Below are 12,480 nucleotides of genomic sequence, written 5' to 3' on the forward strand. Positions count from 1 at the left end.
GCCAACTCCTGTACGGCTAGACCCACTTGGCCTGGAGGACGTTGATGCCGGGGTAGGGCTGCGGCCTTATCCCGGTCAGCTTCCTCGGGTCCCAGGCGGTCATCAGCTCGTTGTGGACGACCGGGTAGAGCACGGCCTGTTCGGCGACGGTGTCGATGTAGTCCTGGATCATCGTCTTCTTCTTCGCCGCGTCCGGTTCCTGGGTGGCCCGGTCCATGTCCTTGAAGAGCTGCTTGGCGACGGAGTTCCCGGCCCAACGGGCGTAGCCCATCCAGAGGTTCTGCGGGCCGTAGTTGTAGTGCATGATCAGGTCCGCGTCGAGGCCGAACTGGTTGGGGTTGGAGGCGGCGGCGACGACCTGGTAGTCCTGCTTCTGGTCCATCTTGGTGAAGACGGCCGTGGTCTCCTGCGGGGAGAGCGTCGTCTGCACGCCGATCGCGTCCCAGGACGCCTTGATGGTCGGCAGACAGTCGACGATCCAACTCACGTTCACCGAGATGATGTTGACCTTCAGCCCGCTGACTCCGGCCGCCTTCAGCAGCGCCTTCGCCCTGGCGGGGTCGTAGTCGTAGACCGTCTTCGCGCGCCGGTAGGCCGGGTTGCCCTCGTTGAGGAACGACGAGGACGGCTTCCCGTGCCCGCGCAGGGCGACCTGCACCATCTTGCCGGTGTCGATGGCGTAGTGGAGCGCCTGGCGCACCCGTACGTCGTCGAAGGGCTTGTGCTGGGTGTTGAACATCAGGAACAAGTTGTTCATCCCGGCCCCGCCACCGACCGTCCGCCCGCCGCTCTGGAGCCGCTGGATGTTGGCGTAGGGGATGTTGTCGGCGATCTGCGCGCCCGCGCTCGACCCGGAGATCTTGGCGACCCGGGGCGCCGCGTCCACTATGGTCAGCCAGTTCATCGTCTTGAAGGCGGGCGGGCGCGGGCCGTTGTAGCCGGTGAACGCGGCGAAGGTGGTGTTGGACTTCGGGTGGTGCGCGGTCTGCCGGTACGGCCCCGAACCGACCGCCTTCCCCTGGATCGCCTGGTCCCAGGCGCCCGGCTTCGAGAAGACGTGCTTCGGCATGATCTTCGCGAGCGTGAGCCGTGAAATCCCGTCCGGGAAGGGGAACTTGAGGACCAGCTCGACGCTTTGCGCGTCGATCTTCCGGACCTCCTTCAGCCAGCTCACGAAGAAGCCCTGCGCGAGGGTCGTCGTCTTCGGGTCGAGGACGCGATCGAAGACGAAGACGACGTCGTCGGCGGTGACCGGCCGACCGTCGTGGAACTTCGCGCCCGCGCGCAGCGTGAACGTCCACGAGGTGCCGCCGGTGTCCTTCGGCAGGGCCGTCGCCAGCGCCGGGTAGGGCGCGCGGGTGATCGGGTCGGTGTCGATCAGTCCCTCGTAGATGTGGTTGTTGCCGGCCATCGCGAACGCGGACGCGGTCTGCGTCGGATCCCAGCTGCCGTCGTTGCCGTAGCCGATCACCGCGGTCAGCGTCCGGTTCTTGCCGGTGCCCCCGCCGCCGGTGTCGTTCGTCGACTGCGGCCCCGACGAACAGGCCGTCAGGGACGAGGAGATGGCGGCCGCCGCGCCCAGCGCGCCGGAGTACTTCAGGAACGCCCGGCGGTGCAGCGCGGGCACGTTCTGCGTCACGTCTTCGCGCATGGTTCCTCCAGGAGGTACGACGTCCTACGTCCTGCGGTCAGCGCGACCATAAGAGCGCCCGTGGGGTCGGTCAAGGCATCGCACACGAATGGCGTAGCCGTCAGAGGTCGGACCAATGGCGCTTAGAAACAGCGGGGGACTGGCGCAAATTGACTCCCCCTCCGGTCCGGCTGGGGTCAGACATGGGACGTGGGACCTCTGGGACGCGTACGATGCGCCGCATGTCCGGGGAGCCAAGGAACAGTCGGATACAGCGCGAGGTCGTGCAGCTGATCCTCGACCGCAAGCTCCAGCCCGGTGCGCCGCTGCCCACCGAGGCCGAGCTGATGGAAGACCTCGGCATCAGCAGAAACTCCGTCCGCGAGGCCCTCAAGGCACTCCAGGCCCTCGACATCGTGGAGATCCGACACGGCTACGGCACCTACGTAGGCCGCGCCTCGCTGACCCCGCTCGTCGACGGCCTCACCTTCCGCACACTCACGCGGCACGAGGACGACGCGGACGCGCTGGCCGAGATCCTCCAGGTGCGCGAGGTGCTGGAGGAGGGCCTGATTCATCGGGTCGCCGCGACCGTCACCGAACCGGAACTGGACAGGCTGGAAGCGGTGGTGAACCGGATGGAGGAGGCGGGCCGCGCCGGTCGCCCGTTCCCTGAACTCGACCGCGAATTCCACGAGTTGCTCTACGCCTCACTGGGCAACGAACTCGTCCCGCAACTCCTCGGCGCCTTCTGGACGGTGTTCCGCCGGGTCGCCGGCGCCCGCGGCTGGACCGACGACCCGGCCCCCGAACTCACCGTCCGCCGTCACCGCGACATCGTCACCGCACTGCGCGCCCGCGAGGTCGAGGGCGCGCGGCGCGCGATGGCGGACCACTTCCGCGGGATCGAGGCGCGGGCTGCGCAGGAGTCCCGCGGAGTGGGCTGACGGCCGACCTTCGGCCGGACCCTGAACTGTGCTCAGGGAGCGGTGAGTTGGGCCACGATCGACGCCCCGTCCAGCCAGACGTTCTCACGGGAGATCTTGCCGTCCGCGAACTCGAAGACGTGCAGCATCCGGAAGGTGATCCGGCGGTTGTTGCCGGGCACGCCCAGCAGTGAGCCGGGGACCGTGCAGGTGATCAGGTCCTCGACGGTCGCCGCGTTCTCCGAGTAGTAGGTGTGGGTGCGCTCGGACTTCTCGGTGCGCAGATCCCGCACCAACTGCTCGTAGCGCTCCTGCGCGGCCGGGATGCCGACCGCCGGGCCGCCCGGCCAGCCGACGGCGTCGTGCTCGATGTCGTCGGTGTAGACGGACACCGCCGCCGCCGGGTCCCCGTGTTCCTCGGCGAGCATGTGCGTGCCGATCAGTACTTCCATGTCCGCCGGTGTGATGGAGCCCATCGAGCTCCTCCTCTCGTCGTGCCGCGTGCCGGTCGGGCCGCGACCCCCGTGGGTGAGACGGATATACTGTAATGAGAAAATTTTCTCACGACAAGAAGGTATTCGCATGCCGGAAGGCCGCAGCAGACAGAAGTTGCGCACGCGCCGCGCGCTGATCGAGGCTGCGGTCGCCCTGATCCGCGAGGGCCGGACGGTCACGATCGCGGAGGCGGCGGAGGCGGCCGAGGTGTCCCTGGCCACCGCGTACCGCTACTTCTCCAGCCCGCAGGAACTGCTCCAGGAGACCCAACTCCTCGTCCGTACACCGGACTTCACCGCCGACCTGCCCGCCGACCCGGCCGAGCGTCTCGACACGCTGATCTCCCGCGTCGCCGAGTTCCAGCTCGGCGACGAGGCGGTGTGGCGGGCGCTGGTGCGGGCCGGCCTCGAACGCTGGTTCACCCAGCACGAGCACGGCGAGATGGACACCCCCACCCGCAACCAGACCCGCCTCGGCTACACCCGTACCGCTCTCGAACCACTCGCCGACACCCTTCCGCCCGGACTCCACCGCCGTCTGACCATGGCTGTCACCCTCGTGTACGGAGCGGAGGCGCTGCTGGCGACCCGCGACGCCTGCGGACTCGACCCCGAGGAGGCGACGGATGTGATGCGGTGGGCGGCGAGCGCACTGCTGGAGAAGGCGGTACGCGAGACGCCGGTCGACTGAGGGGCGAGCGAGATGGCAGAAGTGTGGGACGAGCGGGACGCGGGTGTCCTACGGCTGCCCTCCGGCCGCCTGGTCCGGGGCCGCGGACTGCGCCGCCCGCTCCCGGCCGACGGTCCCGTCCCGTCGTACGGTGTGTATCTGCTCGGCAAGCAGCTGCCCCAAGTCCCCTGGCAGGCAAGGTGGTTGCGCTGGCCGGACTTCCGGCTGCCCGCCGACCGTGCCGAGGCGCACGCGGTTCTCACCGACGCCTGGCGCCGGTCGCTCACCGAGCGGGTCGAGATCGCCTGCGCGGGCGGCCGGGGCCGCACCGGCACGGCACTGGCCTGCCTCGCGGTCCTCGACGGGGTGCCGCCCGGGGAGGCGGTCCTCTACGTCCGCGCCCACTACGACCGGCACGCCGTGGAGACACCGTGGCAGCGGCGGTACGTACGACGGTTCGGGGCGCCGTCAGTCGCGCCGGGCGCGGAAGCGTAGGCCGCCGCTCTCCGCGTGCAGATCGACCGCCACGCCCGTGAAGCCGGCCCGCTCCAGCCGGCCCGGGAGTGTCGCCGGATCGAGGGTGTTCATCGTGTCCCGGAAGTGCAGCACCCGGAAGCGGAACCCGGGTTGGCTGTCACTGCCCGCGAACGTCCCGCCGGGACGCAGCACGCGGAACGCCTCCGCGAAGATACGGTCCTGGTGGTCGGCCGTGGGCACGTGGTGCAGCATCGTGAAGCAGACGACGGAGTCGAACGACGCGTCGGGCAACGGCAGTTCGGCCCCGTCCGCGTGGAGCACGGTGGCCCGGTCGCCCCACCGGGACTCCAACAGGCGCGCGGTGTCGGCGTCGATCTCGGCGGCGGTGAGGTGGTCGACCCGCTCGACGAGGACGCGGAGATTGGCGCCGTAGCCCGGGCCGATCTCCAGTACGTCCGCGCCGAGTTCCACGTGCTCCAGGGCCCAGGGCAGGATGCGGTCCTTGGTCGTCTGCGCCCAACCCTCTGAGCTGCACATTTTGCGGTGGGCTCGGTTCATCGGCATACGTCGACGCTAGGCGGGGCGGGCGGCTGTCCGCCACGGGCTAGGCTGCCGTGTCATGTCGCGGAACGGACAGGAGCGGGGGCGCTGGTCCGGCACAGGAAAAGGGCGCTGGTCCGACACGGCCATCCTCGTCGGCCACTTCACGATGCCGCGCGGCACGGCGTTCGCCACGCACTGGCATCCCGTCCACCAACTCCTCTGCTCCGAGCGGGGGTTGCTGCGGATCCGGAGCGAGCACGGGACCTGGCTGCTGCCGCCGGCGCTGGCGCTGTGGGTCCCCGCGCTCGTCCCGCACTCCACGGGGTCCGAGGGTGACGCCGTGATGCGCGGCGCGTTCGTCGAACCAGCGAGCTGCCCGCACATCGACTGGCGGGACCCCACGGTCGTCGCGGTCACCCCCCTTCTCCGGGCACTCGTCGTGCACCTGGACCGCACGGACCTGACACCGGACGCCCGCGCGCGGGCCGAGTTGGTGCTCCTCGACGAGCTGCGTCCGGTGCCGGTGACGAGCGTGGCGGTGTCCGAGCCGCGTGATCCTCGGGCGCGGGCGGTGGCCGCCGGCCTGATGAACCACCCTTCCGACGACCGCCCGTTGGCCGCCTGGGGCCGTCAAGTCGGCTCCAGCGAGCGGACGTTGGCCCGTCTCTTCGTCGCGGAGACGGGGCTGGGCTTCGGCCAGTGGCGGGAACGGCTGCGGATGCAGGCCGCGTTGCCGTTCCTCGCCGAGGGGCTACCCGTCGAGGCGGTGGCGCGACGCGTCGGGTACGCCTCGGCGAGCTCCTTCACGGCGGCGTTCCACCGGGTGGTCGGGGTGACGCCGAGGCAGTACTTCCCGCGCTAGCCCGAGCGCCGCTTCCCACGTCGGCCGGACGCCGCTTCCCGCGCTAGCCCGAGGGCCGCTTCCCACGTCAGCCGGACGCCGCTTCCCGCGCTAGCCCGAGGGCCGCTTCCCACGTCGGCCGGACGCCGCTTCCCGCGCTAGCCCGAGGGCCGCTTCCCACGTCGGCCGGACGCCGCTTCCCGCGCTAGCCCGAGCGCCGCCTCCCACGTCGGCCGGACGCCGCTTCCCGCGCTAGCCCGAGCGCCGCCTCCCACGTCGGCCGGACGCCGCTTCCCGCGTCAGCTGAGCGTCGCCGCCACCAACTCGGCTGTCTTCGCGACCAGTTGATTGTCGTACGGCGCGTCGGGCTGGGTCGGCTTCGTCGTCAGGACGGCGAGGACGACCGGGTCACCGGCCTCCGTCCAGGCGATGCCGACGTCGTTGGCCGTGCCGTAGGCGCCGCTGCCCGTCTTGTCGGCGATCGTCCAGGTCGCGGGGAGCCCGGCGCGGAAACGGGCGGCGCTCGTCGTGTTGTTGAGCAGCCAGGCGGTGAGCCGGTCGCGGTCGGGGCGGCGCAGCGCGTCGCCGAGGACGAGCCTGCCGTACAGGCCGGCGATCGCGCGCGGGCCGGTGGTGTCGGTGATCCGGTCCGGCTCGGCCGAGTTCAGCTCCGTCTCCCAGCGGTCGAGCCGGGTGACCCGGTCGCCGAGGGAGCGGGCGAAGCGGGTGACGGCGGTGGGGCCGCCGAGTTCACGCAGGAGCAGGTTGCCGGCGCCGTTGTCGCTGTAGCGGATCGCCACGTCGGCGAGCTGCTCGACCGTCATGCCGTCGGCGAGGTGCGCCCGGGTCCGGTCCGATCCGTCGACGAGATCGGCCTCCGTGTAGTGCACGACCTTGGAGAGAACCTCGCCGTGCCGGTCCAGGTCCCGCAGGACGGCCGCGGCGGCGAGCGTCTTGAACACCGAGCACATCGGGAAGAGTTCGTCGGCACGGTGCGCGACGGTCCTCTTCGTACCGAGGTGGTGTGCGAACACGCCTACGCGGGCGGTGTGTTGCTCTTCGAGGGCGGCCAGACGTGTGCGGATGCCGGGGCTGTCCGCCGCCTGCGCGGAGGAGGTGCCGGTGAGGAGGGTCGCGGCGGTGGCGGCGCCGGTGGTGAGCAGGGTGCGGCGGGTGGCCGTACGGGCCGTACGGGCCGTACGGGTCGTACGGGTCGTACGGGTTGTAGGGGTTGTAGGGGTCGTGGAGGACTGTTCCGAGCCTGAGATCGCGCTCTCCTTTGTTCGGTCGCCGTCGACGATCGGTCGATCTACGTCAACGATCTCTCCAGTGACCGACGCGAGGGCTCATCCCTTGGTTGCGCCGCCGTAGACCATCGGGCGACTTCCGAGCGGGGGCCGGATCGGCACAGTGGGCGCATGGCGAACACACAGGGGATCAGTCGGGGCCAGTTCCTGGCGGGGGCGCTGGCGCTCGGAGCGGCGGGCGCGCTGCTGCCGTCGGGGCAGGCGACGGCACGGACACAGGCGGCGGACGGGCGGCGCCACGGGCTGCGCCGACACGGCGTCGTCTACACGGTCGGCGAGGGCGAGACCCCCGCCACCGCCTGGAACCCGCGCCGGATGCGCGCCGATCTCCGGGCCGTCCGCGACGAGTTGCACGCCGACACGGTCGAGGTCACCGGCGACGGCGTCGACCGCCTCACCGCCACCGCCGCCGAGGCCGCCGAACTGGGCCTGCACATCTGGCTCCAGCCCACCCTCGCCGACGTCCCGGAGCGGGACATCCTCGAACACCTCGCGGAGACGGGCCGGTTCGCGGAACGCCTCCGGCGCCAGGGCGCGAGCGTCGACTTCAGCGTGGGCTGCGAGTTCTGGCTGTTCGTGCCCGGGATCGTGCCGGGCGCGACGGTCCTGGACCGCGTCCAGAACCTCCTGAACGGCACGTTCGACCCGGTCAGGATGCAGCGCAGGCTGGACGCCTTCACCAAGAAGGCGGCGGCACACGGCCGTTCCGTCTTCCACGGCGACCTCAGCTACGCGGCCGCCCAGGACGACGAGGTCGACTGGACCCTCTTCGACATCGTGGGCATCGACTACTACTCGTACTTCCGCCAACCGGCCGACTACATCCGGGAGTTGCGCCGCTACGCACGCTGGGGCAAGCCCGTGACCATCACCGAGTTCGGCACCTGCGCGTACAAGGGCGCCGAGAAGACCGCCGGCATGGGCTGGAACGTCGTCGACTACGGCAAGGACCCGCAGGAGATCAAGGGCCACCTGATCCGCAGCGAACACACCCAAGCGGCTTACGTGGTCGGCCTGTTGGAGATCTTCGAGTCGATGGGCCTCTACGGAGCGATGGCCTTCGAGTTCGTCACCCCGGACGCCCCGCACCGCACCGACGACCCGCGCCACGACCTCGACATGGCGAGCTACGCGATCACCAAGACCGTCAAGGCCCGTCCGTATGACCCGAGTTCGCCCTGGCATTGGGAGCCGAAGGAGGCGTTTCGGGCGCTGGCGCGCAGGTATGCGGGAGTCTGCTCTTGATGCCTTGTCCGATTGACGTCGAAAGCGTCGGGGGAAAGGATGCTCGGGTGAAGAACGCCGACGCGGCCTGGAGCGCGTTCGATTCGATCGCCTATGTAGCTCACAACTACCGTGCCTTGCACGCGGAGGACGCGGAGATCCTGCACATCGTTCGCGATCATTTCGCCGACCATTTCCGGAAGCCGGGCGTCGGCCCGGTCAGTGGCATCGACGTGGGCGCCGGCGCCAATCTGTATCCCGCCCTGTCCATGCTGCCGTGGTGCGACGAGATCACCCTCTGCGAGCACTCGCCCGCGAATGTCGCCTACCTGGAGGGCCAGGTCGACTCGTACGACGGGAACTGGGACCTGTTCTGGGCTTCTCTGAGCGAGAACAAGGCGTACCGCGCCCTCGGCATGGACCCGCGGGAGAAGTTCCGCGAAGTCGTCAAGGTCGAGCAGGGCGACATCTTCGCTCTGGAGCAGCGCGAGGGGCGGTGGTCCGTGGGAACCATGTTCTTCGTTGCCGAGTCGATGAGCTCCTCCCTCGATGAGTTCGGCCTGGGCGTCGAGCGATTCATGCGCGCCCTGAACCCGGGTGCTGCCTTCGCCGCCGCTTTCATGGAACACTCCAGGGGCTATCACGTGGGCGAGAGTTCCTTCCCCGCCTGTGACGTGGGAGAAGCCGAGGTGCGGGCGAGTCTCGAACCATTCGCGGACGATCTCAAGGTGCACCGGCTCAACAGCGGGGCCGCCTTGGTGCGGGACGGTTATTCCGGATCGATCCTCGCTTGGGGGCGGCGCGGGGATTGATGGAGCGGTCTGTGCGGGGGACATGAGGTGCGGATCACCGACGACAGGTTCTTGCCGCGGGCCTGACGAATTCTTGCCGTAGGCCTGGTGAACGTCGGGCGGGTGGACGAAAGCCCGTTCGGATATCGTCAACTCTGGTGACAACGTTGCCCGAGCCTGGGCGACGAGAAGAGATCCCGACGACGGAGGCGAAGCAGTGTCGACCAGTGCCGTGGTGATCGGAGCAGGAGTCTCGGGACTCACCACGGCGGTCTGCCTGGCGGAGTCCGGAATGGACGTTCGGGTCGACACCGACCGGCCCCCGGGCGCTACGACCTCGGCGGCCGCGGGTGCCATGTGGGATCCGTATCTGGCCGAGCCCAGCGACCTGGTGGAACGATGGAGCCGGGAGACGCTGTCGGAGCTGACCGCGCTGAGCGCGGACACGGAGACCGGAATCCGGCTGGTGGAGGGGACTCAGGAATCCAGGGTTTCCCGGGACATGCCGGTCTGGGGAAGCCTCGTGGGTGCACGCATGTGCCTCCCGGCAGAGCTACGGCAGGGGTTCGTGGCCGGGTGGCGATACCGAGCGCCCCTCGTCGACATGCCCCGGTACCTTCGCTACCTGGTCGGACGACTGGAGCAGGCCGGTGGATCCATGCGCCGGCACCGCTACGGCACGCTCGACGAGGCGCTGACTCAAGCGTCGGTCGTCGTCAACTGTTCGGGCGCGGAAGCCCGGTTCCTGGTGGACGACGCCTCGGTCGAGGCGGTGCGCGGTCAGCTCGTCGTGGTGGAGAACCCGGGTATCCGGACCTTCTTCTGCGACGACACCCCCGGAGCCGAGGACCTCACCTACATCTACCCGCACGGCGACGTCGTGGTCCTGGGCGGAACGGCGGAGCCGGGCGCCTGGGAACTGCGGCCCGACGAGGGCGAAGCCAGGGAGATCATCCGCCGTTGCGCCGCCGTGGAGCCGTCGCTCGCCGGCGCCCGGGTGATCGGGCAGCGGGTGGGGCTGCGGCCGGTGCGAAGCCGGGTCCGGCTGGAGGGCGAGTGGCACGAGGACACCCTGCTGCTGCACAACTACGGTCATGGCGGAGCTGGACTGACCTTGTCCTGGGGATGCGCACGTGAGGTCACGGAGCGGGTCCGGGGGAAGCTGCCGTCCCCTCACTGATCGGCGCTTCGGGAGCTACTCCCTGATCTGCCATTGCCGGCGCTCCGCGATGTCGGACTCCGCGCCTCTGCGGAAAAGGTACAGCCAGGTCCGGGCCGCGAGCGTGGCGATCAGGACTGTTGTCCACGGCCAGCTGGTGGCGTTCGCCGCGATCAGTGCCGCGCCGACCGTCGGCGAGGCCGCCGTCAGCACGATCAGGGCGATCTCGAACGAGCTTCGTTGGAATCGGTGGGCAATGGAGAACTCGGACTGCTCGTACCAGGCGATCGCCGAGCTGAACACGACGGCCAGGGTCATGGTCGTCCAGGGATCGCCGCTGGCCTGCGCGTAAGTGACGGGAAGTGAGATCAAGAAGGGGAAAACACCCCCGTACTCGGAGAGTACGTTGCCCCACTTCATGATCTTGCCGAACGAGTTCGAGCGGATCCGGGCGAGCTCGCCGGAGGCGCTCGCGTAGATGATCAGGGAGAGGACGGTACTGAACGTCGCCCCGATGAGGAGCAGTCGTACATCATCGGGGAACCGGGTCGAGGAGAAGGCGAAACCCAAGAGGAAGGTGATGGCGGCGAGTATCGAACCGGAGAAAGCGATGCCGGCCGCGGCTTCCCCGGACTGGAGGGTCGCGGGGTCGTCCTGCTCGAATCGGGCGATTTCAAAAGCAGGTTCGCCGCTCAGCGTCACCAGCCCCGTCACCGCGTGGTCGGCAGGTGACAGGGACTCCGTGAGCTGCGCCTGAGCACTGACGGGTACGAGATGCCTGGCGTCCGGATCTATGTATTCCACGCGGGACTTGTACTGATAGTGAATGTGGAGAGCGTTTCCTGCCCCGCCCATGCGTATGACCCGGGTCCCTTTGAAATCGGTGGCCAGCAGGAGACGGGTCAGCGCCAGTTGCTCCGTCCTGGCCACGACGGATATCAGCGGCGGCTCGCTCGATTTCCGGGGAATGTCCGTCACCATCTCGGTCAGGAGTTGCTTGGCTATACCCTGCCTGCGCATTCCCTCACGAACCGCGATCACGGAAATCCGCACATGCTCCGGTGAAGGCATTTCCGCAGCGATGCACCCGACCAGCTCGCCTGCGGATTCGAGCACCCGAACCAGGTCGCGGTCAATGGCGTCGGCGAGGAGTGCCGACGTCGGAATGATCGCAGTCTCGCACGAATCGGTCAGTAGCGAACGCAATGCGGCCAGGTCGGCGGCGGACGCCGCCCGGGTGGGCCATACAGCCATGTCCATCCGTTTCGTTCGGCACGACATCAGGTGTCACGTGGTCGCCAGGGGCTGAATCTTACAGATCAACTGCGCGCCGCACAGGTACGGTTGAGTCATCACGACCGTGGTGTTCTCGAGGTTTGCAAGACCCATGACACGAAGGTGGAGACGGCTGTGACGGAGTCCGTGTTCAGGGAATCCACCGCGGAACCCCGTACCCAGTCCGTCCCGCTCGCACATCTCTCCCTGGAGCTGGGCCACCTCTACATGGAGGATTTCGAAGCCGGCCCCGAGCGGCTGCGCGAGCACTTCGCGGAGGTGCGCATCTGGGTGGACGCCGTACGCGCCTCCGCAGCTCGCCGCGCGGGTCTCAAAAGGCCCCGCATCAGCACCTGCTTTCTCATCGACGACTACTTCAACCGCTTTTCCACACCGGCCGAGATCGTCCCACTGGTGCTGACGGAGGCCGAGAAGGCAGGCCTGGTCATCGACTACCTGGCCCGCGAGTCGGGCTGCGCGGTCGCTGACCGGATCGCGTTGGCCGAGTCGGTTCTGCACCGTCTCGTGGAGTCGCCGCCGCCGGGCAGCAACGGTGCGCGCCCGCCCGTCAGCCAGACCGGCTGGCTCGCCAACGGTCAGCGCACTCCCGCCCCGCGCGGCGTGCCGGCCGAGAGCATGGCCTGGCAGCCGCCCCAGGAGACCATGGCCCGCAACCACTCGGTCTTCATGGACGTCGAGCTGTGGTCCAAGGAGGACGACGAGTGGCTGTGGTCCTGTCCGTTCCTGGCCGCCGTATGGCAGTTGGCCCGGCTCGGTCTGCTACGACACCTCGGCGAACCCGTGCTGGCCCCGCGCCCCTGGACCGGTGGGGACTTCCCGCACGACTGGGACCGGCTGCCGCCGCTGCTCAGGCTCACCGAGTCCGCGGCGCCTTTCAGCGCGTACCGCACCTGCACACTGATGCCCAACCGGTTCCTCGCGGTCGAGGACGCCGTACGGCTCATCCTCGACCAGGTGGACGTCGATTCCGTAGCGCTCCAACAGGTCGCCGTGCGCTCCGCCGGCGAAGGCGTCGCGGTGCCGGAGGCTGTGGCTCAGCGCGCGACCTACGTCTTCTACGAGGAGCCGGGCGTGGAGTCCGTCGGGAAGCCTGCCAACCCACCTTCTCCGAAGAGGACTTGA

At 69.1% G+C, this 12,480-nt stretch carries 13 protein-coding genes; 8 read left to right on the forward strand and 5 right to left on the reverse strand.

Going from position 1 to position 12,480, the window contains the following annotated elements; genetic code table 11:
* Positions 1 to 16: 16 nt before the first annotated feature.
* Positions 17 to 1,651: an ABC transporter substrate-binding protein gene (locus tag ACIRRY_RS07695; protein ID WP_403969006.1), complete on the reverse strand. Its 1,635-nt coding sequence runs from the start codon at positions 1,649 to 1,651 to the stop codon at positions 17 to 19.
* A 212-nt stretch (positions 1,652 to 1,863) separates the two neighbouring features.
* Here ACIRRY_RS07695 and ACIRRY_RS07700 point away from each other — a divergent pair, with 212 nt between their 5' ends.
* Complete coding sequence (locus ACIRRY_RS07700; protein WP_403969008.1) at positions 1,864 to 2,577, forward strand: FadR/GntR family transcriptional regulator; 714 nt, start codon at positions 1,864 to 1,866, stop codon at positions 2,575 to 2,577.
* A 32-nt stretch (positions 2,578 to 2,609) separates the two neighbouring features.
* On the opposite strand, the gene ACIRRY_RS07705 is transcribed toward ACIRRY_RS07700, so the two are convergent.
* Entirely contained in the window at positions 2,610 to 3,032 is a 423-nt protein-coding gene (locus ACIRRY_RS07705; RefSeq protein WP_403969010.1) for an ester cyclase, read from the reverse strand.
* Positions 3,033 to 3,138: 106 nt separating this feature from the next.
* On the opposite strand from ACIRRY_RS07705, the gene ACIRRY_RS07710 reads away from it, so the two are divergent.
* Positions 3,139 to 3,741 carry a TetR/AcrR family transcriptional regulator gene (locus ACIRRY_RS07710; protein ID WP_403969012.1) on the forward strand — a complete coding sequence of 201 codons (603 nt, stop codon included), beginning with the start codon at positions 3,139 to 3,141 and terminating at the stop codon, positions 3,739 to 3,741.
* A gap of 12 nt (positions 3,742 to 3,753) precedes the next feature.
* On the forward strand, positions 3,754 to 4,215 hold the full coding sequence (locus ACIRRY_RS07715) for a protein phosphatase (protein WP_403969014.1): 462 nt from the start codon (positions 3,754 to 3,756) through the stop codon (positions 4,213 to 4,215).
* On the opposite strand, the gene ACIRRY_RS07720 is transcribed toward ACIRRY_RS07715, so the two are convergent.
* Entirely contained in the window at positions 4,189 to 4,761 is a 573-nt protein-coding gene (locus tag ACIRRY_RS07720; RefSeq protein WP_403969016.1) for a class I SAM-dependent methyltransferase, read from the reverse strand. The two genes, ACIRRY_RS07715 and ACIRRY_RS07720, sit on opposite strands and share 27 nt — an antisense overlap.
* A 55-nt stretch (positions 4,762 to 4,816) precedes the next feature.
* Between ACIRRY_RS07720 and ACIRRY_RS07725 the strand changes: the two genes are divergently transcribed.
* On the forward strand, positions 4,817 to 5,602 hold the full coding sequence (locus ACIRRY_RS07725; RefSeq protein ID WP_403969018.1) for an AraC family transcriptional regulator: 786 nt from the start codon (positions 4,817 to 4,819) through the stop codon (positions 5,600 to 5,602).
* 278 nt (positions 5,603 to 5,880) lie between these two features.
* On the opposite strand, the gene bla is transcribed toward ACIRRY_RS07725, so the two are convergent.
* Positions 5,881 to 6,744, reverse strand: coding sequence for a class A beta-lactamase (gene bla / locus ACIRRY_RS07730; protein WP_403970837.1), 864 nt, complete (start codon positions 6,742 to 6,744; stop codon positions 5,881 to 5,883).
* 255 nt (positions 6,745 to 6,999) lie between these two features.
* On the opposite strand from bla, the gene ACIRRY_RS07735 reads away from it, so the two are divergent.
* From ACIRRY_RS07735 to ACIRRY_RS07745, 3 genes are all read left to right on the forward strand, one after another.
* Complete coding sequence (locus ACIRRY_RS07735; RefSeq protein ID WP_403969020.1) at positions 7,000 to 8,133, forward strand: abortive phage infection protein; 1,134 nt, start codon at positions 7,000 to 7,002, stop codon at positions 8,131 to 8,133.
* Positions 8,134 to 8,180: 47 nt separating this feature from the next.
* Entirely contained in the window at positions 8,181 to 8,924 is a 744-nt protein-coding gene (locus ACIRRY_RS07740; RefSeq protein ID WP_403969022.1) for an SCO2525 family SAM-dependent methyltransferase, read from the forward strand.
* 196 nt (positions 8,925 to 9,120) lie between these two features.
* A complete protein-coding gene (locus ACIRRY_RS07745; protein ID WP_403969023.1) occupies positions 9,121 to 10,083 on the forward strand; it encodes an FAD-dependent oxidoreductase in 963 nt (320 codons plus the stop codon).
* 15 nt (positions 10,084 to 10,098) lie between these two features.
* On the opposite strand, the gene ACIRRY_RS07750 is transcribed toward ACIRRY_RS07745, so the two are convergent.
* Positions 10,099 to 11,316 carry a GNAT family N-acetyltransferase gene (locus tag ACIRRY_RS07750; RefSeq protein WP_403969025.1) on the reverse strand — a complete coding sequence of 406 codons (1,218 nt, stop codon included), beginning with the start codon at positions 11,314 to 11,316 and terminating at the stop codon, positions 10,099 to 10,101.
* A 156-nt stretch (positions 11,317 to 11,472) separates the two neighbouring features.
* Here ACIRRY_RS07750 and ACIRRY_RS07755 point away from each other — a divergent pair, with 156 nt between their 5' ends.
* Positions 11,473 to 12,480 carry an SCO2522 family protein gene (locus ACIRRY_RS07755; RefSeq protein ID WP_403969027.1) on the forward strand — a complete coding sequence of 336 codons (1,008 nt, stop codon included), beginning with the start codon at positions 11,473 to 11,475 and terminating at the stop codon, positions 12,478 to 12,480.

The sequence above is a fragment of the Streptomyces sp. NPDC101776 genome, from assembly GCF_044766845.1.
Taxonomy (GTDB): Bacteria; Actinomycetota; Actinomycetes; order Streptomycetales; family Streptomycetaceae; genus Streptomyces.